Annotated in this window: 22 protein-coding genes; 14 read left to right on the plus strand and 8 right to left on the minus strand. The window is 64.6% G+C overall.

Annotated elements, in window-relative coordinates; all coding sequences use genetic code 11:
- Positions 1-19: 19 nt before the first annotated feature.
- From motB to ACEN98_RS12190, 11 genes are all read left to right on the plus strand, one after another.
- Positions 20-1,021: a flagellar motor protein MotB gene (gene motB, locus ACEN98_RS12140; protein WP_413384632.1), complete on the plus strand. Its 1,002-nt coding sequence runs from the start codon at positions 20-22 to the stop codon at positions 1,019-1,021.
- 24 nt (positions 1,022-1,045) lie between these two features.
- A complete protein-coding gene (locus ACEN98_RS12145) occupies positions 1,046-1,597 on the plus strand; it encodes a chemotaxis protein (RefSeq protein ID WP_413384635.1) in 552 nt (183 codons plus the stop codon).
- A 146-nt stretch (positions 1,598-1,743) separates the two neighbouring features.
- The gene (locus ACEN98_RS12150; RefSeq protein ID WP_036230353.1) at positions 1,744-2,109 is read left to right on the plus strand and encodes a response regulator; all 366 of its coding nucleotides are present in this window, start codon (positions 1,744-1,746) and stop codon (positions 2,107-2,109) included.
- Between the two features lie 35 nt (positions 2,110-2,144).
- Positions 2,145-4,322: a chemotaxis protein CheA gene (gene cheA / locus ACEN98_RS12155; protein WP_413384637.1), complete on the plus strand. Its 2,178-nt coding sequence runs from the start codon at positions 2,145-2,147 to the stop codon at positions 4,320-4,322.
- 35 nt (positions 4,323-4,357) lie between these two features.
- On the plus strand, positions 4,358-4,855 hold the full coding sequence (locus tag ACEN98_RS12160; protein WP_036230347.1) for a chemotaxis protein CheW: 498 nt from the start codon (positions 4,358-4,360) through the stop codon (positions 4,853-4,855).
- Positions 4,856-4,931: 76 nt separating this feature from the next.
- Positions 4,932-5,789, plus strand: a complete 858-nt coding sequence (locus ACEN98_RS12165; RefSeq protein WP_413384640.1) for a CheR family methyltransferase — start codon at positions 4,932-4,934, stop codon at positions 5,787-5,789.
- Positions 5,790-5,806: 17 nt separating this feature from the next.
- Positions 5,807-6,406, plus strand: a complete 600-nt coding sequence (cheD, locus tag ACEN98_RS12170; protein ID WP_259447559.1) for a chemoreceptor glutamine deamidase CheD — start codon at positions 5,807-5,809, stop codon at positions 6,404-6,406.
- 17 nt (positions 6,407-6,423) lie between these two features.
- Positions 6,424-7,497 carry a protein-glutamate methylesterase/protein-glutamine glutaminase gene (locus ACEN98_RS12175; RefSeq protein WP_413342043.1) on the plus strand — a complete coding sequence of 358 codons (1,074 nt, stop codon included), beginning with the start codon at positions 6,424-6,426 and terminating at the stop codon, positions 7,495-7,497.
- Between the two features lie 156 nt (positions 7,498-7,653).
- Positions 7,654-8,049 (plus strand): chemotaxis response regulator CheY, encoded by a 396-nt coding sequence (cheY, locus tag ACEN98_RS12180; protein ID WP_036230336.1) that lies wholly within the window; start codon positions 7,654-7,656, stop codon positions 8,047-8,049.
- A complete protein-coding gene (cheZ, locus tag ACEN98_RS12185) occupies positions 8,050-8,682 on the plus strand; it encodes a protein phosphatase CheZ (protein ID WP_413384642.1) in 633 nt (210 codons plus the stop codon). It abuts the gene before it with no gap.
- Between the two features lie 59 nt (positions 8,683-8,741).
- Positions 8,742-9,950: an EAL and HDOD domain-containing protein gene (locus ACEN98_RS12190; RefSeq protein WP_413384644.1), complete on the plus strand. Its 1,209-nt coding sequence runs from the start codon at positions 8,742-8,744 to the stop codon at positions 9,948-9,950.
- Between the two features lie 27 nt (positions 9,951-9,977).
- Here ACEN98_RS12190 and ACEN98_RS12195 read toward each other — a convergent pair whose 3' ends face one another.
- The 5 genes from ACEN98_RS12195 to ACEN98_RS12215 form a co-directional block, all read right to left on the minus strand.
- Positions 9,978-10,733, minus strand: a complete 756-nt coding sequence (locus tag ACEN98_RS12195; protein ID WP_413384646.1) for a flagellar brake protein — start codon at positions 10,731-10,733, stop codon at positions 9,978-9,980.
- A 108-nt stretch (positions 10,734-10,841) separates the two neighbouring features.
- Positions 10,842-11,681: a pantoate--beta-alanine ligase gene (gene panC / locus ACEN98_RS12200; protein WP_413339712.1), complete on the minus strand. Its 840-nt coding sequence runs from the start codon at positions 11,679-11,681 to the stop codon at positions 10,842-10,844.
- A gap of 21 nt (positions 11,682-11,702) precedes the next feature.
- Positions 11,703-12,584 (minus strand): segregation and condensation protein A, encoded by an 882-nt coding sequence (locus ACEN98_RS12205; protein WP_413384648.1) that lies wholly within the window; start codon positions 12,582-12,584, stop codon positions 11,703-11,705.
- A 30-nt stretch (positions 12,585-12,614) separates the two neighbouring features.
- Positions 12,615-12,812: a DUF3460 family protein gene (locus ACEN98_RS12210; RefSeq protein WP_413384650.1), complete on the minus strand. Its 198-nt coding sequence runs from the start codon at positions 12,810-12,812 to the stop codon at positions 12,615-12,617.
- Positions 12,813-12,902: 90 nt separating this feature from the next.
- Entirely contained in the window at positions 12,903-14,219 is a 1,317-nt protein-coding gene (locus ACEN98_RS12215) for an enoyl-acyl carrier protein reductase FabMG (protein ID WP_413384652.1), read from the minus strand.
- 282 nt (positions 14,220-14,501) lie between these two features.
- Here ACEN98_RS12215 and ACEN98_RS12220 point away from each other — a divergent pair, with 282 nt between their 5' ends.
- Positions 14,502-14,747: a hypothetical protein gene (locus tag ACEN98_RS12220; protein ID WP_413384654.1), complete on the plus strand. Its 246-nt coding sequence runs from the start codon at positions 14,502-14,504 to the stop codon at positions 14,745-14,747.
- A gap of 16 nt (positions 14,748-14,763) precedes the next feature.
- Here ACEN98_RS12220 and metG read toward each other — a convergent pair whose 3' ends face one another.
- Positions 14,764-16,890, minus strand: a complete 2,127-nt coding sequence (gene metG, locus ACEN98_RS12225) for a methionine--tRNA ligase (protein WP_413384656.1) — start codon at positions 16,888-16,890, stop codon at positions 14,764-14,766.
- Positions 16,891-17,037: 147 nt separating this feature from the next.
- Between metG and apbC the strand changes: the two genes are divergently transcribed.
- On the plus strand, positions 17,038-18,126 hold the full coding sequence (gene apbC, locus ACEN98_RS12230; RefSeq protein ID WP_413384658.1) for an iron-sulfur cluster carrier protein ApbC: 1,089 nt from the start codon (positions 17,038-17,040) through the stop codon (positions 18,124-18,126).
- Between the two features lie 208 nt (positions 18,127-18,334).
- Positions 18,335-19,372, plus strand: a complete 1,038-nt coding sequence (locus ACEN98_RS12235) for an RNA methyltransferase (RefSeq protein WP_413384660.1) — start codon at positions 18,335-18,337, stop codon at positions 19,370-19,372.
- Here the strand turns inward: ACEN98_RS12235 and ACEN98_RS12240 are convergent.
- The gene (locus ACEN98_RS12240; protein ID WP_413384662.1) at positions 19,341-20,060 is read right to left on the minus strand and encodes a 2'-5' RNA ligase family protein; all 720 of its coding nucleotides are present in this window, start codon (positions 20,058-20,060) and stop codon (positions 19,341-19,343) included. The genes ACEN98_RS12235 and ACEN98_RS12240 overlap by 32 nt on opposite strands.
- A 10-nt stretch (positions 20,061-20,070) precedes the next feature.
- Positions 20,071-21,237: a diguanylate cyclase gene (locus tag ACEN98_RS12245; protein ID WP_413384665.1), complete on the minus strand. Its 1,167-nt coding sequence runs from the start codon at positions 21,235-21,237 to the stop codon at positions 20,071-20,073.
- Positions 21,238-21,314 lie beyond the last annotated feature (77 nt).

Consider the following 21,314-nt stretch of genomic DNA (forward strand, 5'->3'; position numbering starts at 1 on the left):
ATCGGCGCGGGAGTGCTGCATGGCTGACGAAGGCCAGAAGCCGATCATCGTCAAGCGCGTCAAGAAGGGCGGCCATGGTCACCATGGCGGCGCCTGGAAGATCGCGTACGCCGACTTCGTGACGGCGATGATGGCGTTCTTCCTGCTCATGTGGCTGCTCGGCTCGACGACCAAGGGCGACATGGAAGGCATCGCCAATTACTTCAAGACGCCGTTGAAGGTCGCCATGCAGGGCGGCTCCGGCTCCGGTAACAGCAATTCGATCCTGCAGGGCGGCGGCAAGGACTTGACGCGCCGCAACGGCCAGGTCAAGAACGGCGACATCGAGCCCAACAAGAAATCGATGGACCTGAAGTCCGCGCGCGAAGCCCTCGAGAAGCAGGAGGCGGCGCGCCTGGAAGAGCTCAAGCAACGCATCCAGCAGACGATCGACGCCAATCCGCTGCTGCGCAAGTACAAGAACCAGCTGCTGCTCGACGTGACGAGCGAAGGCCTGCGCATCCAGATCGTCGACGAAAAGAACCGCCCCATGTTCGCGTCGGCGAGTGCGCAGTTGCAACCGTACACCCGCGACATCCTGGATGTGCTGGGCCTCGTGCTGAACGACGTGCCGAATCGCATCGGCCTGTCCGGGCACACGGATTCCACGCCGTATTCGACGGCCGAAGGGTATACGAACTGGGAATTGTCGGCCGACCGCGCCAACGCTTCGCGACGCGAACTGGTGCATGGCGGCCTGTCCGACGCCAAGATCCTGCGCGTGGTGGGTCTCGGCTCGGCCGTCCACCTCGACCGCGCGGATCCGTTCAACCCGATCAACCGCCGCATCAGCATTCTCGTGATGAACAAGCGTACCGAGAACGCCGTGCTGCACGACGGTACGCCGCTGGACGTGCCGGGCGAGAGCGCCGACGCGGCGGTCAAGGCTGTTGCAGAAGCGACGGGTGCCGGGGTGGCGGCACCCGTCGAAAAGGGTGGCGGTCTGGCACAGCCGGCGCAAGCGCCGGCCGGAAAGAAATAACGGGCGGGAGTTCTGGAGGATTTTATGACGACAAGAAAAAAGATTCTCGGGTCACACGTCAAGCGCCTCCTGTCGGGCGTGTCCGACCATGGCCGGCGCCACCTGTCCGAAGTCGAGACCGACCTCGTGCAGACGACGCTGTTGCTGGAGGAAGCCGTCGAGAAGCTGACGAGCAGTTTCATGGCGATCCACCACGTGGTCGACTCGCGCCAGGAGGCGATCAACCGCCTGCTGGCGGGCCAGGCGCCGACGGCCGAGGACAGTGCGTGCCTGACGGGCATGTCGGGCGAGATCGCCGGGCACGTGAACGCGGCCGTGACGAGCATGCAGTTCCAGGACATGACGAGCCAGCTGCTGGACCGCACGCTGCGTCGCGTGACCGGCCTGCGCGAGTTCCTGACGACGCTGTCCGAGCATGGCGACGAGATCCTGCCGGAGAGCGACGGCGACGAGATCGTCGAGCGCCTGGGCAAGGTCAGCATGGCGCTGGCGATCCAGTCGCTGGAGCTGCGGAGTATGCTGCGCAAGTCGGTGGAGCAGCGGCATCTCGAAAGCGGCGACGTGGAATTGTTTTAACCATGGGGTCAGAGCCCGGTGTTCGGGTTGGGCTCTGACCTCATCTGACTATAAAAAAAGCGGCCGGGCGACTGGCGCGGATTGAAACCGGGGTCAGAGCCCCAAAAGAAAAACCGGGCTCTGACCCCAACAGCAGGAGCATAAAGATGGCAAAAACTATTCTCGCAGTCGACGATTCCAGTTCCCTGCGCCAGATGGTGGCTTTCAGCCTGAAGGCCGCGGGCTACCAGGTGGTGGAAGCCGTCGACGGACAGGATGGCCTGGAAAAGGCGAAGCTTCAGACCGTCGACCTGGTCCTGACCGACCAGAACATGCCGAAGATGGACGGGCTCACCCTCATCAAGTCGCTGCGCGGCCTGCCGGGCTACCAGAAGACGCCGATCCTCATGCTCACGACCGAGTCGTCCGAAGACATGAAGACGAAAGGCCGCGCGGCCGGCGCCAACGGCTGGCTGGTCAAGCCGTTCGACCCGCAGCGCCTGATCGAGGTGGTCAAGAAAGTCATCGGCTGATCGTTTCACGCCGATCGCACCAGACGGATAATGACATGACCATCGACATCAGCCAGTTTTACAAGGTCTTTTTCGACGAGGCGGAAGAGCTGCTCGCCGAAAAGGAGCGTCTGCTGCTGGCCGTCGATATCGATTCGCCGGACCCGGAAGACCTGAACGCGATCTTCCGCACCGCCCATTCGATCAAGGGCGGGGCATCGACCTTCGGCCTGACCGACATGAGCGAAGTGACGCACGTGCTCGAGTCCCTGCTGGACCGCATCCGCAAGGGCGAGATGGCGCTCACCGGCCAGCACGTGGACGCCTTCCTGGCCGCCAAGGACATCCTCAAGATGCAGCTCGACGGCCACCGCAATGGCGCGGACGTCGACCAGGAAGCGGTCGCCAACGTGCGCATGATGCTGCACGACCTGTCCGAAGGCGTGATCGTGCCGACGCACCAGCCGACCGTGCCGTCGTTCCTGCACGCGGAACAGAAGCAGCAGGTCGCCGAGGGCGCCCACCGCTACAAGATCGAGCTGCCCGACCTCGCCAAGCGCGACGTCGACGCGCTCGTGGACGAACTCGGCCTGCTGGGCCGCGTGTCCGTCGTGCCGCTCGCGGCGGGACGCACGGCGCTGATCATCATGACGCACGAGAGCCTGGACGACATCATCGCCATCTGCTCCTTCGTGCTCGACCCGAACGACCTCAGGATCTTCGAAGCGCCGGCGCTCACCCCCGAGCAGCGCGCCAGCGAAGCGGCGGAACGCGCCCGCATCGAGGACGAGCAGGGCTACGGTTTCTTCGACCCGGCCGATCCGGTGGACGCCACCGCGAACGAGCGTTCCGAGGACGAACTCGGCTATGGTTTCTTCCAGCCGATCGAGCAGATCCGCCGCGAAGCGGGCATCGTGACCGAGGCGCCGCCGCCCGCGCCGGTGCGCCCTGAGCCGGTACGCCCGGAACCGCTCGAAGTGACGGAGGCGGCGGCCGAAAAGAAAACCGCCAGGAAGACCGCCGAGGGCAGCCACGCACAGGGCTCCGAATCGTCGTCGATCCGCGTGTCGATCGAAAAGGTCGACCAGCTGATCAACCTCGTCGGCGAACTGGTGATCACGCAGGCGATGATCGAGCAGCGCAGCGACGGCCTCGACCCGATGGTGCACCAGCGCCTGCTGGCGTCCGTGTCGCAGCTGACGCGCAATACGCGCGACCTGCAGGAAGCCGTCATGTCGATCCGCATGATGCCGATGGACTTCGTGTTCTCGCGCTTCCCGCGCATGGTGCGCGACCTCGCCGGCAAGCTGGGCAAGAAAGTCGATTTCATCACCAACGGCGCCGCGACGGAACTGGACAAGGGACTGATCGAACGCATCGTGGACCCGCTCACGCACCTGGTGCGCAACTCGATCGACCACGGCATCGAGCTGCCCGCCGCGCGCGTGGCCGCCGGCAAGTCGGAGTCGGGACGCCTGTTCCTGTCCGCGGCTCACCAGGGCGGCAACATCGTGATCGAAGTCGCGGACGACGGCGGCGGCCTGAATCGCGAACGCATCCTGGCCAAGGCCAGGCAGAACGGCCTGCCGGTGTCGGACAACATGAGCGACGCCGACGTCTGGCAACTGATCTTCGCGCCGGGCTTCTCGACGGCGGAAATCGTCACCGACGTGTCGGGCCGCGGCGTCGGCATGGACGTCGTCAAGCGCAACATCCAGGCGCTGGGCGGCACCATCGACATCCGCTCGGCGCGCGGCTTCGGCACGACGATCCTGATCTCGCTGCCGCTGACGCTCGCGATCCTGGACGGCATGTCGATCCGCAGCGGCGACGAAATCTACATCCTGCCGCTGGGCTTCGTCGTGGAGTCCCTGCAGCCGGCGCGCGCCGACGTCAAGGAGATCCACGGCCAGGGCCGCGTGGTGAAGGTGCGCGGCGAATACCTGCCGCTGATCCCGCTGTACCAGATGTTCAACATCGAGCCGCGCATCACCGATCCGTGCGAAGGCATCCTCGTGATCCTCGAGGCGGAAGGGCGCAAGGCCGCGCTGTTCGTCGACGAACTGGTCGGCCAGCAGCAGGTCGTCGTGAAGAACCTGGAAGCGAATTACCGCAAGGTGGCCGGGATCTCCGGCGCCACCATCCTCGGCGATGGCGGCGTGGCGCTGATCCTGGACGTGGGCGCGCTGCTGCGCTCGTCGCGCCAGTTGTCCGACGAATCCGTCATCTCCTGATTTAACCCTTACTTTTGCTCCGATAAGGAACCGACATGTCCACTCAACCGACGAACAAGCCGAACGATGCCCACGACGGCAACGGCAGCGAATACCTGGCCTTCACCCTCGGCTCCGAGGAATACGGCATCGATATCCTGAAGGTGCAGGAGATCCGCGGCTACGAAGCCGTGACCCGCATCGCCAACGCACCCGAATTCATCAAGGGCGTGATCAACCTGCGCGGCATCATCATCCCGGTGGTCGACATGCGCATCAAGTTCAACCTGGGCACGCCGACCTACGACCAGTTCACGGTCGTGATCATCCTGAACATCGGCGGCCGCATCATGGGCATGGTCGTGGACAGCGTGTCGGACGTGACCACGCTCACGCCGGACCAGATCAAGCCGGCGCCGGAGATGGGCTCCGCCTTCAATTCCGACTACCTGACCGGCCTCGGTACCGTCGACGAGCGCATGCTCATCCTGATCGACATCGACAAGCTGATGTCGTCCAGCGAGATGGGCCTGATGGACCGGTTGGCGGCATAAGACACACAGCGCGGCGCAAGGGACACACCCGGACCGCACGCGGTCCGCAGAACGACAGCAATCCATAGGTTATAACGTGCCGCCCACCAATACGAACAAACAGGAGACGGGCAAGGAATTCAACTTCACGCGCGCCGATTTCGAGCGCGTGCGGGGCCTGATCTACCAGCGTGCCGGCATCTCCCTGGCCGACAGCAAGCAGGAAATGGTCTACAGCCGTCTCGCGCGCCGCCTGCGCGCGAACGGCATCGCCTCGTTCGCGTCCTACCTCGACGCGCTGGAAGCGGGCCGCATGCCGGCCGAGTGGGAATCGTTCACGAACGCGCTGACGACGAACCTGACGTCGTTCTTCCGCGAGGCGCATCACTTCCCGCTGCTGGCCGAACACGCGCTCAAGGCGCGCGCGAAACACGGCGCGCCGCTCACGATCTGGTGCTCGGCCAGTTCCACGGGCGAGGAGCCGTATTCGATCGCGATGACCGTGTGCGAGGCGTTCGATACCTTGAGTCCGCCCGTCCAGATCATCGCCACCGACATCGACACGAACGTTCTGGCCACGGCCAGCGCCGGCGTGTATCCGTCCGAGCGCGTCGACAAGATGGAACAGGCGCGCCTGCGCCGCTTTTTCCTGAAAGGCAAGGGCGCCCAGGAAGGCCTCGTGCGCGTGCGCCCGGAACTGCGCCAGCTGATCACGTTCCGGCAATTGAACCTGCTGGCCGACGGCTGGGACGTCAAGGGCCCGTTCGACGCGATCTTCTGCCGCAACGTGATGATCTACTTCGACAAGGCCACGCAGCGCAGGATCCTGTCGCGCTTCGTGCCCCTGATGAAGCCGGACGCGCTGCTGTTCGCCGGGCACTCCGAGAACTTCCTGTACGTGTCCGACTCGCTGCGCCTGCGCGGCAAGACGGTCTACGAATTGAACCAAGGCTGACGCCCACGACACCGCCCATGGAAACGAACAGCCATTTCGCCACCAACGTCTATTACGACCGGACCTTCGACTGCGACGCAGCCAAGATCCTGCCCGGCGAGTACTACTACACGGGCAAGGACATGCTGATCGTGACGGTGCTCGGCTCGTGCGTGTCGGCGTGCATCCGCGACCGCGTCAAGGGCCTGGGCGGCATGAACCACTTCATGCTGCCGGACGGCGGCGACCCGGGCAACCCCGTCTCGGCCTCGATGCGCTACGGCACGTATGCGATGGAAGTGCTGATCAACGACCTGCTCAAGGCCGGCGCCCGGCGCGAGCACCTGGAAGCGAAGGTGTTCGGCGGCGGCGCCGTGCTGCGCGGCTTTTCCGCGATGAACGTGGGCGAGCGCAATGCCGCATTCGTCATCCAGTTTCTCAAGACGGAACGGATTCCCGTGCTGGCCGAGGACCTGAACGATATCTACCCGCGCAAGGTGTATTTCTTCCCGCGCACGGGCAAGGTGCTCGTCAAGAAACTGATGCAGACCCATAACGACACGCTGGCGAAGCGCGAGCTCGATTACGCCAGCCGCCTCAAGGTCACGCCCGTCTCCGGCGCCGTCGACCTGTTCTGAAGAGAAAGGCAAAACCAATGACAAAGATCAAAGTGGTGATCGTGGACGATTCCGCGCTGATCCGCAGCGTGATGACCGAGATCGTCAATTCGCAGCCCGACATGGAAGTGGTCGGCGTCGCGCCCGATCCGCTCGTCGCCCGCGACCTGATCAAGCGCACGAACCCGGACGTGCTCACCCTGGACGTCGAGATGCCGAAGATGGACGGCCTCGACTTCCTCGAAAAGCTCATGCGCCTGCGCCCGATGCCCGTGCTGATGGTGTCGTCGCTGACGGAGCGCGGCTCCGAGATCACGATGCGCGCGCTGGAACTGGGCGCCGTCGATTTCGTGACGAAACCCAAGATCTCGATCCAGAGCGGCATGCGCGAATACACCGAACTGATCGCGGACAAGATCCGCGGCGCGTCGCGCGCCCGCATCAAGCCGCGCACCCTGCATGCGGCCACGGCCGGCGCCACGACCCCGCTGCCGCAACTGCGCAGCCCGCTGACGTCGTCGGAAAAGCTGATCATCATCGGCGCCTCGACGGGCGGCACGGAGGCGATCCGCGAATTCCTCATGCAGATGCCGTCGGACTGCCCCGGCATCCTCATCGCCCAGCACATGCCGGAAGGCTTTACCACGTCGTTCGCGCGCCGCCTCGATTCGCTGTGCAAGATCAGCGTCGTCGAGTCCGCCGGCAACGAGCGTGTACTGCCGGGCCACGCCTACATCGCGCCGGGCCACTCCCACTTGCTGTTGACTCGATCTGGCGCCAACTACATGACGAAGATCGAGCAGTCCGAGCCCGTGAACCGTCACCGTCCGTCCGTGGACGTCCTGTTCCGCTCGGCGGCGCAGGCGGCCGGCAAGAATGCCGTCGGTGTGATCCTGACGGGCATGGGAAAAGACGGCGCACAGGGTATGCTGGAGATGAAGAACGCGGGCGCCTACAATTTCGCCCAGGATGAAGCGTCGTGCGTCGTGTTCGGCATGCCGCGCGAAGCGATCGCCATCGGCGCCGCCCACGAGGTGGCCGCCCTGAGCGCATTGCCGGGCCTCGTGCTTGGCCATCTGGCAACGCATGGGGGCCGGGCGTTGCGCGTTTGATCCGCATACGGTGCATTCACTGCGGTTTTATCGCCGTAGAGCAACAAAACTGCTATGCTTTAGCCTGTATTCGCAGTGCCGAACCTACCAACCTATACTAGGGGCTTCGTAGTCCTCGAAGCCCATCATCAGAGTTAAGAAACAACGGAGTATTTCATGGCTGATCCTAAGATGCGTTTCCTGGTTGTTGACGATTTTTCGACGATGCGACGCATCGTCAAAAATCTGCTGAAAGAACTGGGTTACGGCAATGTCGACGAGGCGGAAGACGGTGTCCAGGCACTGGCCAAGCTGCGCAGCGAACAGTTCGATTTCGTCGTGTCCGACTGGAACATGCCGAACATGGACGGCCTGACGATGCTGCAGAACATTCGTGCCGATCCCGCGCTGGCCAAGCTGCCGGTGCTGATGGTGACCGCCGAAGCCAAGAAGGAAAACATCATCGCGGCGGCGCAAGCCGGCGCCAACGGCTACGTCGTGAAGCCGTTCACCGCGGCCACGCTGGACGAAAAGCTGAACAAGATTTTCGAAAAGATGGAAAAGGCCGCGTAAATGAGCGAGCACATCGCCGACTCGACTTCGCCCGACGAGGTTCTGAGCCGGATCGGGCACATGACCCGCGCATTGCACGAAAGCCTGCGCGGGCTGGGCCTGGACAAGCTGATCGAAAAGGCGGCCAGCGACATCCCCGATGCGCGCGACCGCCTCGATTACGTCGTCCGGCTGTCCGAGCAATCGGCCAAGCGCGTGCTCGACGCGACCGATGCCGCCAATCCGCTGCAGGACGGCATCGACGACCGTGCCGCCGAACTCGGCCGTTCGTGGCAGGCGCTGCTGGCTGCCCCGGGCGCCGACGGCGACTGGCGTGCGCTGGCCGAGCGCACCGTCGCCAGCCTGGCCGAATCGCGCGAAGCGGCCAGCGCCACGAAGGCGCATTTGATGGACATCATGATGGCCCAGGACTTCCAGGACCTGACCGGCCAGGTGATCTCGCGTATCACGGGCATCGCCCAGAACCTGGAAAAGCAGCTGGTGCAGGTGCTCGTCGATTTCGCCCCGAGCGAGATCAAGCGCGAGCTCGACAATGGCTTGCTGAACGGTCCGCAGATCAACCCGGAAGGCAATAGCGACGTCGTGGCCGACCAGGGCCAGGTCGACGACTTGCTGGACAGCCTGGGCTTCTGATCCCGACGCGGCGGCATCAAGCCGCCGTTTTTCGTTCCACCCGGCGATCGTTACAAGACATGCACCAGACTCACTTCATCGTCCGTGAACCCCTGCTCGACCCGAAGCAACGCGTGATCGGGTACGAGCTCTGCTGGCAACAGCGCGCTGGCCAGCCACTCGGCGACGCCGACCTCGAACGCCTCGTCGCCTTCGTCGCCGACCACGTGGTCGACGAGGAGCAGGGCTGGCTCCTGCGCGACAAGATCCTGTTCCTCGACGCCGTGCCCGCGATGCTGTCGCTGGATGCGCTGCACGCGCTGCCTCCGGAACGCACCGTGCTCTCGCTGCCTGTACGCGATCTCGCGAACCCCGATACCCGTGCGGCCGTGCAGGCGTTGCGCGCGGGCGGCGTCGGCATCTCGATCCGCGGCGCCGACCCGGCCCTGCTGGGCAAGAACCTGTCTCCCTTCGCGTCCTATGCCGAAGTGCGCTTCGCCGGCGCCGACGTGGCCGCCCAGGCGCGCGCGTACGCCGCCGCGAAGCAGTCGGCGCTGCGCCTCGTCGGCCGGCCCGTGTCGACGTGGCAGGATTTCGACGCCTGCGCCGCGCTGGGCCTGGATGCCTTCGTCGGCAAGCTGCACCTGACGCCGCGCCCGGGCAACCCCGTCAAGGGCATGAACCCGGCCCAGACCATCATCCTGCAGCTGATGCAGATGGTGCAGAACAACGAGGACGTGCCCAAGATCGAGGCCGTGCTCAAGCGCGATCCGGCACTGATCTATAAACTCCTGCGCTTCATCAATTCGGCCGGTTTCGGCTCGGGCCGCGACATCCAGTCGCTGCGCCAGGCGATCGCGATGCTGGGCTACGCGCCGCTGTACCGCTGGCTCGTCCTGCTGCTGGCGACAGCCAGCACGAGCGGCTATTCGCCCGTGCTGATGGAAACGGCGGTCGTGCGCGCGCGCCTGTGCGAACTGCTGGGCCAGACGTATCTGCCGCGCGGCGAGGGCGAGCACCTGTTCGTGGCGGGCATGTTCTCGCTGCTGGACCGCCTGCTGGGGCTGCCGATGAAGGAGGTGCTGGACACGATCCAGCTGCCGGAGCAGGTCGTGCAGGCGTTGCTGGGGCGCGATGGCGTCTACGGACCCTATCTCGCGCTGGCGGAGGCGTGCGAGCTGAATTCGGATCTCGTGGCGTCGCTGGCGGCGTCGCTGGAGATCGGCCCGGTCGACGTCAACAAGGCGCATCTCTCTGCGCTGGCTTGGGCGCAGAACGTCGCCGCATGAAAAACGGCCCATCACGGGCCGTTTTGCTTATCTGCGCTTCTGGATCTTGACGACAGCCCGTTCGAGCGTCTGCCGCATCTGCATCGTGATATTCGAAATGCGGCAACCCACCTGTACCTGCTGACCCAGCAGGAAGGTGCGGAACGGCCGCAGCAGGCGGATTTCGAGGTCGGCCGAGACCGCCAGCGACGTGCCCAGTTCCAGCTGCACGCCTTCCAGCTTCTTGCCGACGTACAGTTCGAGCGCCTGTTCCGGCGTCGCGCGCAGCCCGACGCCCCCGCGTGAGAAATCGTACAGCGGCATCTCGAACACCTTGCCCAGCAGCGTGAAGCGGGCGCCGTAATTCATGCCTAGCGGCGATTCCAGGCGGGGCTCCGCGCGCCGGTTCAGCACAAGACAGACCTCCGGCAGCGGCAGTTGCACGAGGTCCGGGCGTCCCTCCACGATGGCCCAGCCGGCGTCGAGCTCGAACTGGATCTTCGCATTGCTCCCGAGCGCCGCGACGAACATGGCCTCGCCTTCCGCCAGGACGTCGTTGCCGGCGAGCTCGAGGGTGAACACCTTGTGCTCGGGATCGACGCTGTCGATGCGCGCCATGACGAAGTCCCTGCCGCGTGGATACACAGTCACGGGTTCGCCGGTCAGGGCGAGCGTGGTCAACGCGTCGCCGATGTCGAACGGGTCGCGCATGTCATGGGCGCCGGAATCCGGGCGGATCCGGTCCACGGCGTCCGCCGGTTTGGGCGGGCCCTTGCGCATTTGAAGCATCGAGAGGTCGGTCAAGACGCTACTCCTTCTTTTTACGTGGATTGGGTAAAAAGCCAAGCCACGAGTCTAACAAGAAGAGTTGCCAATTCCTACAACATATTTGCAACAAAGGAATATTTAGAGTCAGATCTCGAGATTATCGATCAGACGCGTCGCACCAAGTTTGGCGGCCGTCAGGACGACGAGCGGTGCGCCCGCTTCATATTCCTCGCGGCCTGGCGCCTGCAGGTTCATGCGCTTGCGGATCGACACGTAGTCGGGCTGCCAGCCGCGCGCGGCCAGGCGCTCCATCGCGTCGCGCTCCAGCGCGGCCAGGTCGGCGTGGCCGGCGCGGGTCTGTTCCGCCACGTACTGCAGCGTCTGGTACAGGAACGGCGCTTCCGCGCGTTCCGCCGTGCTCAGGTAGCCGTTGCGCGACGACAGCGCCAGGCCATCTTCCGCGCGGAACGTCTCGGCGCCGATGATTTCCGTCGGCAGCGCGAACTGGCGCGCCATGTTACGGACGATCATCAACTGCTGGTAATCCTTCTTGCCGAACACGGCCACGCGCGGCTGCACGCAGGAGAACAGCTTCGTCACGACCGTGCACACCCCGTTGAAGAAGCCGGGACGGAACTCGCCTTCCAGGATATTACCAAGGTCGTCGGGCGGCTGCACGCGGTATTCCTGCGGCTCCGGATACAGGTCCTTTTCGGTCGGCGCGAACAGCACGTACACGCCTTCCTTCTCCAGCTTGGCGACGTCCGCTTCGAACGTGCGCGGGTATTTGTCGAAGTCCTCGTTCGGGCCGAACTGCAGGCGGTTGACGAAGATCGAGGCGACGACCGGGTCGCCGTGGCGGCGCGCCAGTCGCATCAACGACAGATGGCCTTCGTGCAGGTTGCCCATCGTCGGCACGAAGGCGGTGCGCAGTTGTCCGCGCAGCTGGTCGCGCAGTTCGTCAATGGTGGAGATGATTTTCATGGTATCGGATTCGTAATGGCGTCACGCGGGAGAATAGGCGAGCCGCACATAGATGGGGGCGAAAGGTTCGGCCTGGGTTATTTCGATTAAGGTTTCTTTCGCCAGTTCGAGCATGGCGACGAAATGCACGACGACGACGGGCACGCTGGCCTGGCCGCCGAACAGTTCCGAGAACTCGACGAAGCGGGCCGACTGCAAGGTGCGCAGGATGGCCGACATGTGCTCGCGCACGGACAATTCCTCGCGGCCGATGCGGTGGTGCTGGGTCAGTTTGGCGCGGCGCAGCACGTCCATCCAGGCGCGCTGCAGATCGTGCGGGTCGACCTGCGGCCAGACCGGCCCCAGCGCCTGCTCGATGTGCAGCTGCGGGCGCACGAAGTCGCGGCCTTCCTGGGGCAGGGCGCCCAGCTGCTGGGCCGCGACCTTGATCTGCTCGTAATCCAGCAGGCGCCGCACCAGCTCCGCGCGCGGGTCTTCCGCTTCCTCGACGAGCGTGTCGACGCGCTTGGGCAGCAGCATGCGCGACTTGATCTCGATGAGCATCGCGGCCATCAGGAGATATTCCGCCGCCAGCTCCAGGTTGCTCTTGCGGATCTGCTCGACGTATTCCAGGTACTGCAACGTGACCTGGGCCATCGGGATGTCGAGGATATTGAAATTCTGCTTGCGGATCAGGTACAGCAGCAGGTCGAGCGGACCTTCGAAGGCATCAAGAAAGATCTCGAGCGCATCGGGCGGGATGTACAGGTCGGTGGGCAGGTGCAGCAGCGGCTCGCCGTACAGGCGTGCGATGGCGCTGTCGACGTGGGCGTCGACACTCGCGGTATCGGCAGGGGAGGACGTGGTGCCGTCGCCCGTGTCGGGATCGGCGCGCCCCCCGGGCGTCGCCTGCTCGGGCACCATCGTCGTCGGCCTGGGAATGATCGGGAAGCGTCAGACTTTCGTCTGGTACGGATACGCCTGCTGGCGGAGACGCGACTCGGCGATGCGGCGCTGCTCGTCCAGCGACAGCGGGGCTTTGTCCCACAGCAGCGAGCGGCCGGCCTGCTGGCGCTCTTCCATGCCCGGGGTCTTTTCCTTCAGTTCCTTGATGAACTTCGTGTGCTCGGATTCGTACTGGATGTGTTTCATGGCTTTTCTAGGCAGGTCGTACAAACGGCGGCCTCGCTTATCGAGAGCCGCCGCATCATAAAAACAAGGAATGATACTGCGAGTCAGCGCTTATTGGTGCAGCGCATTCAGTTGACGGGCAATGATGTCGTGGTTGAGCCACAGCACCGGTGCGATCTTCTCGGCCGCGCCGTGGAACATCAGCGGGCCGGTGCCTTCCAGCACCAGGGCCGACAGATGGTCCGTGATCAGCGCCTTCTTGTCCGTGTGCAGCGACGTGATTTCGTCGGACGTGCCGATCATCAGGTCGGCCAGTTCCGGCGTGTTGTCCATCGGCCAGGCCTCGAAGTTGCGGAAGGAGGTGCTGGTGGCGGTCTGCAGATACGCTTCCAGCTTGTCGAGGATCGATTGCAGCGAGACGCCTTCGCCCAGCAGTTTCTGGCAGATGTCCCATTGCTCCTGTGCCCATGCAGCGCCGCCTTCTTTTTTCAGGGCCAGCAAGAGCGGGAAGAGCGACAGTTCCACGCCGACGAAGATGTCGGACGAGTTCGTGCGGATTTCCGGGCAGTTGAACACGGTGGCGGTGACGCCCTGGGCCCAGGCGGCCTCGGCGATCGACTCCAGGCGCATCTTGGCATAGCCCTGCGTGTAGTTCGTGTAGGTCTGCCACACGTACTCGTCGCCGATCAGGATCTCGGTGCCGTGGTAGCCGTACGCCGTGTAGCGCACCTGGCCGCCCTTGGCTTCCACGCGCGCGCGGATCGGGGCGGATGCGTCGATCAGGTACTTCAGCGTGTTCGCCGACACTTCGTCGAAGTTCATCAGGATCAGCTTGCCGAGGTCGCTGTCCAGCAGGGCGCGCGACGACATGAAGCGGTCGCCGCGGCCTTTATAAATGCGGTTGGCGATGGCGAGGAAGGCCTTGATCTTCGGGATGCCGCCGGCCATCGTGTGCGCGAAGAACACGTTGGCGCCGTCCGGGATCAGCTTGTCGATCTCGGCCATGACGTCCTGGGCGGACTGGGTGAAGCGCTGCACGCCGGCGGTGCGGCAGGCTTCGATCTTGGTCCAGTCCAGCTTGTCTTCTTGCCAGCTTTTGAGGGTAATACCGGACAGCATCTCGGTCGGATTCTGCTCGCCCGGGGGCGCGTCCATGTCGAAACCGGCCATCAGGGGCACATTGACGATGCGGCCGCCGAGCTTGGCTTCCGCTTCCGCGTGTTCTTCCGGCGTCAGCGCGCGCAGGGTGCCATCGTCGTTGCGGCGGCCGACGGTGATGCCGAGGATCGTCATGCCGGCGGCGCGCGCCTCGTCGATCAGGCCGTTCACATAGCCGCGGCCGAACAGTTCGCCGAACAGGACGAAGACGTCACCTTGGCGGAACAGATTCGCTTGCGGGATGTGCCTCAGGGCTTTGTATTCGGTCATATTAGTCGCTACTACTCTAAAGTAAGTTTATTTTATGGGGTCAGAGCACGGTTCTTCTGTTAGGGCTCTGACCTCATCTAATTTTTATGGGGTCAGAGCAAGGTTCTTCCGTTGGGCCTCTGACCTCATCTAATTTTTATGGGGTCAGAGCACGGTTCTTCCGTTAGGGCTCTGACCTCATCTAATTAAACAGCGCATTATACTGCTACCCGCGTACGGAAATTAATAGTATTCTGGCAAGGTATTTATCTTTCCCTCAACCTATTCCCGTACAGGTGATCCATGAAAGCCGTCCTGCCTTGCGCTGCCTTGTCATTTGTCCTGGCCGGGTGCGCCAGCACGAATGAACCTGCCGCCGCAGACATGCTCGCGCTCGGCGCCGCATCCACCTCGACGACGGACGCGACGGCCCCGATCACCGGCAGCCGCATCCCGGCCAAGCGCACCGAAAAAATGGTCAGCCAGATCGGCGGCAAAGACTATAAAGACAACAAGAGCTCGCTGATGGCGCCGTTGCAGAGCAACTGACGCCACCAGGCCGGGCTCAGCGAATGCGCATGCCCGGCTGCGCGCCGCTCACCGGCTCCAGCAGGTACAGGCCCGGATTCGCTTTTTCATCTTTCGCGGACGCGCACAGCACCATGCCTTCCGACACGCCGAATTTCATCTTGCGCGGCGCCAGGTTGGCCACGAGCACCGTCAGTTTGCCGATCAATTGCTCCGGCTGGTAGGCCGACTTGATACCCGAGAACACATTACGATAGCGGCCTTCGCCCACGTCCAGCGTGAGGCGGAGCAGCTTGCCAGCACCTTCGACGTGCTCACAATTGACGATCTTCGCCACGCGCAGGTCGATTTTCGTGAAGTCGTCGATCGAGATTTCCGGTGCCAGTTCTTCGATGTCGGAGGCTTCCGGGGCCGGAGCTTCTGCCGCGGCCTCGGCGGGAGCGGGCGCAGCAGCCGGCGCCGGCTTGTCGAACAGGTCCTCGACCATCTTGGCATCCACGCGCTGCATCAGGTGGCTGTAGGCGCCGATGGTGCGGCCCAGCAGCGGGGCGTAGACGCGCTCGCCCTGGGTGTCGTCCCACGAGTACGCGTCCTCGCCGAGGAATTCGCGCACGCGCGCGGCCACGTGCGGCAGCACCGGCGACAGCATGATCGTCAGCTGGCGGAACAGGATCAGCGCGGTCGTGCAGACGTCGTGCAGTTCGGCGGTCCTGGTCTCGTCCTTGGCCAGGATCCACGGCTTGTTCTCGTCGACGTAGCGGTTGGCGACGTCGGCCACTTCCATGATTTCGCGCAGCGCCTTGCCGAACTCGCGCGCTTCGAAGTTTGCCGCGATGGCGGCCTGGCGCTCGCCGTTGTCGCCGTTCAGGGCGCGAGCGATCCATTGTTTCGCGTCATCCGACAGCGCCGATGCCAGCTTGCCGTCGAAACGCTTGGCGATGAAGCCGGCGCAGCGGCTGGCGATGTTCACGTACTTGCCGATCAGGTCGCTGTTCACGCGCGCGACGAAGTCCTCGCCCGTGAAGTCCAGGTCTTCGACCCGGGCGTTCAGCTTGAACGCGAGGTAGTAGCGCAGCCATTCCGGATTCATGCCCAACTGCAGGTAGCGCAGCGGCGAAATGCCCGTGCCGCGCGACTTCGACATCTTTTCGTTGTTCACGGTCAGGTGGCCGTGGACATTGACCTTCAGCTTGTCGATGATCGGGTGGCCCGAGAAATTCAGCATCGCCGGCCAGAACAGCAGGTGGAACGACACGATGTCCTTGCCGATGAAGTGCACTTGCTCGGCGGACGGATCGTTCAGGAACGCTTCGTAATCGATGCCCTGTTTTTCGAAATAATTCTTCAGGCTGGCCAGATAGCCGACCGGCGCGTCCAGCCACACGTAGAAGAATTTACCCGGCGCGTCCGGGATCGGGATGCCGAAGTAGGGCGCGTCGCGCGAGATGTCCCAGTCGGCCAGCTTTTCGCCGTTCTCGCCCAGCCATTCGGAGACCTTGTTGACCATTTCCGGCTGCAGGCGGCCCGGCGTGTTCAGCCACTCCTTCAGGAATTGGAAGCAGCGCGGGTCGGACAGCTTGAAGAAGTACTGTTCGGACGGCTTCAGGATCGGCGTCGAACCCGTGAACACGGAGTACGGGTTGATCAGCTCGGTCGGCTGGTAGGCGGCGCCGCACACTTCGCAGTTGTCGCCGTACTGGTCCTTCGCGTGGCAGACCGGGCACTCGCCCTTGATGTTGCGGTCGGCCAGGAACATGCCCTTGGCCGTATCGTAGAAGCGGTCGACGGTCTTCGTGTAGATGAGGCCGTTATCGCGCAGGCGGCGGTAGATGCCCTGCGACAGGTCGACGTTTTCCGGCGAGTCCGTGGAGTACCAGTTGTCGAACGCGATGTGGAAGCCGTCCAGGTATTGCGCGCGGCCGGCCGCGATCTTCGCGACGAATTCCTGCGGCGTGACGCCTTCCTTTTCGGCGGCGATCATGATCGGCGTGCCGTGCGTGTCGTCGGCGCCGACGAAGTGCACGACGCGCTGCGCACCGGCGTCGCGCTGCATTCGCTGGAAGCGGACCCAGATGTCGGCCTGGATGTATTCCATCATGTGGCCGATGTGAAAGGCAGCGTTGGCGTAGGGCAGGGCGGTGGTGACGAACAGCTTGCGTGTCATGGTCGAAGGTCGAGGTTGTCGAGGAAAACAGGCATTTTACCAGCGGATGACCCCAAGCGCGCAGGGGGTACTTCGTGCATTTGCCGGCCTGACAACAGGGGACGCCGCGTTTTGCGCTAAACTTGCGCATCACATCCGGAGAACCCAATGAGCATCACTGTAGATGACGTCAAGGCCGCCCTGGCCGCTGTCGTCGATCCCAACACCCATAAAGATTTCGTCACCTCCAAGGCAGTCAAGAACATCCAGGTCGACGGCGGCAACGTCGCCCTCGACATCGAGCTCGGCTATCCGGCGAAGAGCCAGGTCGCGGGCATCCGCGCGGCCGTCGTCGACGCGCTGCGCAAGCTTCCGGGCGTTGACAACGCCAGCGTCAACGTCACGAGCAAGATCCTGTCGCACGCCGTGCAGCGCGGCCTGAAGGTGATGCCGAACGTGAAGAACATCATCGCCGTCGCGTCCGGCAAGGGCGGCGTCGGCAAGTCGACGACGGCCGTCAACCTCGCGCTGGCGCTGGCCGCCGAGGGGGCGACGGTAGGCCTGCTGGATGCCGACATCTACGGCCCGTCGCAGCCGATGATGCTGGGCGTGAACGGTCGCCCGCAGAGCCTGGACGGCAAGACGATGGAGCCGCTGGAAAACCACGGCGTGCAGGTGTCGTCGATCGGCTTCATGATCGATCCGGACGAGCCGATGGTGTGGCGCGGCCCGATGGTCACGCAAGCCCTGCAGCAGCTGCTGGAACAGACCAACTGGAAGAACCTCGACTACCTCGTCGTCGACATGCCGCCGGGTACGGGCGACATCCAGCTCACGCTGTCGCAGAAGGTCCCCGTGACGGGCGCCGTGATCGTCACGACGCCGCAGGACATCGCCCTGCTGGACGCGCGCAAGGGCCTCAAGATGTTCGAGAAGGTCGGCATCCCGATCGTCGGCGTGGTGGAAAACATGAGCACCCACATCTGCTCGAACTGCGGCCACATCGAGGCGATCTTCGGCGAAGGCGGCGGCCAGAAGATGTGCGAAGACTTCCACGTGGACTTCCTCGGCAAGCTGCCGCTGCAGTTGTCGATCCGCGAGCAGACGGATTCGGGTACGCCGACCGTCGTGGCGGAGCCGGATGGTGCCGTCGCCGCGATCTATAAAGAGATTGCGCGCAAGGTCGCGGTGAAGGTGGCGGAGCAGTCGAAGGATATGTCGGCGAAGTTTCCGACGATCGTCGTCAAGAACGACTAGAGGGGTCAGAGCCCGGTGTTTCTTTCGGGGCTCTGACCCCGGTGCTCAGCCACGATATGAATTTGAAAACCGATTTTCGTGGCTCTGACCCCGGTGCTCAGCCACGATATGAATTTGAAGACCGATTTCTGGGACGCGGCCACAGGTCCACCGTTTTGCCTGATCAGATGGGGTCAGAGCCCTAACGGAAAAACCGGGCTCTGACCCCATGAAGATTGACACTATCCGCACCCGCCTCCGTGCTTTGGGCGCCCGACCCCTGCACGAAGACCGCGTGCTGCGCGACTGGGTCCGCGTGATGGCCCACGACCGCGGCCGCCGCCGTCCCGACGACTTCCTGCCGAAGCCCGTCCGTGCAGCGCTGCCGCAGCTGGATGCCGAGCTGGACGCGCTCGCCCGCGTCCTCAGTACCCATCCCGCCGACGACGGCTCGGCGCGCCTGCTGGTCGGCCTCGCCGATGGCCAGACGGTGGAGTCCGTGCTGCTGCCGCGCGACGGCGTGTGCGTGTCGAGCCAGGTCGGGTGCGCGGTCGGCTGCCAGTTCTGCATGACGGGTCAAAGTGGCCTGATCCGGCAGGTGACGAGCGGCGAGATCGTCGCCCAGGTCGTGCTGGCGCGCCGGATGCGGCCCGTCAAGAAAGTCGTGTTCATGGGCATGGGCGAGCCCGCGCACAACCTCGACAACGTGGCGGAAGCCATCGAGCTGCTCGGCATCGAAGGCAATATCGCGCACAAGAACCTCGTGTTCTCGACGGTGGGCGATCCGCGCGTGTTCGAGCGCCTGCCGCAGGGCCGCGTGAAACCGGCGCTGGCGCTGTCGCTGCACACGACGAAGACGGACCTGCGCGCACGCCTGCTGCCGCGCGCGCCGCGCTTCACGGCGCGCGAGCTGGTCGAAGAGGGCGAGCGCTACGCGCGCCTGACCGGCTACCCGATCCAGTACCAGTGGACCTTGCTGGACGGCGTCAACGACGGGCCGGACGAACTCGAGGCGCTGGTCGACCTCTTGCGCGGCAAGTATGCCGTGCTGAACATGATCCCCTACAACACGAATCCGGGTTTGCCGTTCCGCCGGCCCGACTGGGACAAGGCGCGGACGATCGCCGCCTGGCTGTTCGAGCGGGGCATCCTGACCAAGCTGCGCGATTCGGCGGGGCAGGACGTCGATGGCGGCTGCGGGCAGTTGCGGGCGCGCGCCGCCGGCGAGCAGGCCGTCACGTTGCGTCGGACGGCGGCCGCAGCGTAAATGTCGCGACCGGTTCGACCGCCGCGCTCGACATATACCAGTCGTTGATCACGAGCTCGAGTCTGCTTACCCGCATGGTCCCGAGCGGCACGTCGCGCAGCGCCGCCAGCACTGCGGCCAGCCGCGCCGGATCGGCGGGCGGGGCGATGAAGCGCAGCGCCGTCGAATGCGCGGTGACGAGCCGGTAGCGCTGGTCCAGTGTCCCGTCGAGCCCGCGTGCGCGCAGCGCGTCGCGCAGGCGCGCACGCAGCCGTTCCAGTGTGCCGTCGCGCGGGAATCCCTTGAACAGCACGGCACCGCGCGAGATCGTGATGCCTTCGAAGCCGATGTCGAACGCGCGCAGATCATTCGTTGCCGCGCGTGCGGCCGCGGCGTAATCCGCACGCCGGGCCAGGTGCGGTGCGTAATCTTCCGTGACCGTGAACAGCGACAGCACCGTCATGTGCAGGTCGGAAAGGGGTTGCCGGTACTGGCGCGGGTCGGCGGCGAGCAAGGCGTCCTGCACGGCTTCGAAGCGGGTCGCCAGCGCTGCGTCGGGACGCGCGATCAGCGTGAGGCCGCGGCGCGGATCGAGGCCGCCGGCCAGGTGCGGGTCGCACTCGACCTCGCCGCGGGAGATGTCCGGCCAGGCGCGGTCCCACATGGCGTCGTAGTGGGCGCGCAGATCGGGTAAGGAAGAATCGCTCATCCGGGCGATTCTATGCCACGCGTGCCATACCCGTCTCGACCTGGCGTGCGCGCACCTGGTTGCGGCCGCCCCGCTTGGCGACGTACATCAGGTCGTCCGCGACGGCGATCAGCGATTGCGGCGTGATGGCCTGGTTCGCCGCGAAGTCGGCGCCGACGACGCCGAAGCTGGCGGTCGTGGCCAGCGCGGTGTCGCCGTACGGAATGCGTTCGGCGGCGAACGCGGCGCGGACACGTTCGGCCAGTTCGACGGCGCCGTCCAGCCGGGTCTCCGGCAGGATGATCAGGAATTCCTCGCCGCCGTAGCGCACGACCGTGTCGATGGATTCGCGCGTCATCGCCTGCAACAGGTTCGCGAAGCACCGCAGCAGTTCGTCGCCCGCGTGGTGGCCGTATGTGTCGTTGATGGCCTTGAAGCCGTCCAGGTCGCACATGATCAGCGACAGGCTCAAGCGGTAGCGCCGCGCGCGCGCGATCTCGCCGTCGAGCAGGGCCGCGTTCAGGTGGCGCCGGTTGTAGCAGCCGGTCAGCGGGTCGCGCACGGACAAATTCGTCAGCACCTGGCGCGTGCGATATTGCTCGCGCCACAGGCGGGCGTGGCGGTTCGCGGCGACGGCGCCGAAGGCGTTGGCGAACAGGACCAGCATCGTCATCGACACGAGGTGGCGCGTCGTTTCGAGGTGCTGGATCCACGCCAGCGCGGCGAACACGAGGCTGGAACCCAGCGCGATGGCGACGGACGTGCGCAGGCGGTTCGGGATGAAGATCAGGATCACGACGGCCATGAGGCCGACCGACGTGCCGTGCAGCAGCGTGTCGGCCGGGCGGCGCCACGCGACGAACATATACGTGAACATCCCCAGCAATGTGAACACGCTCGCCACCCGGTACGCGGCCTTGACGGGCGCGGCGGCGCGGCGCGCATGGCGCAGGCCGGCCCAGGCGAGGACCGGCACGAGCGCGCGGGCGAGCAGGGACGGGGTGGCGCCCGGCAGGCCCAGCGCCAATACGTCGGCCACGCTGAACAGCAGGTAGAACAGCGAGCACACGATCAGCGCGCGGCGCAGGTCGCGCAGGATCGTCGGCGCCTGCTCGTGCAGGAAGCCGAGCTCCGTCGTCGCGCAGACGAATTCGCCGCGCAGGCGCGCAATGGCAGCGGTGCTCGGGTCGCTCGTCATGGGTAAAGTGATATATGCATGAGGTGGGAAAGCCGGACGAGACTGTAGCCAAAACTTTAATTTCTGTAAAGTAATTT

It is taken from the genome of Massilia sp. CT11-137, from assembly GCF_047302885.1.
GTDB lineage: Bacteria > Pseudomonadota > Gammaproteobacteria > Burkholderiales > Burkholderiaceae_D > Telluria > Telluria orientalis.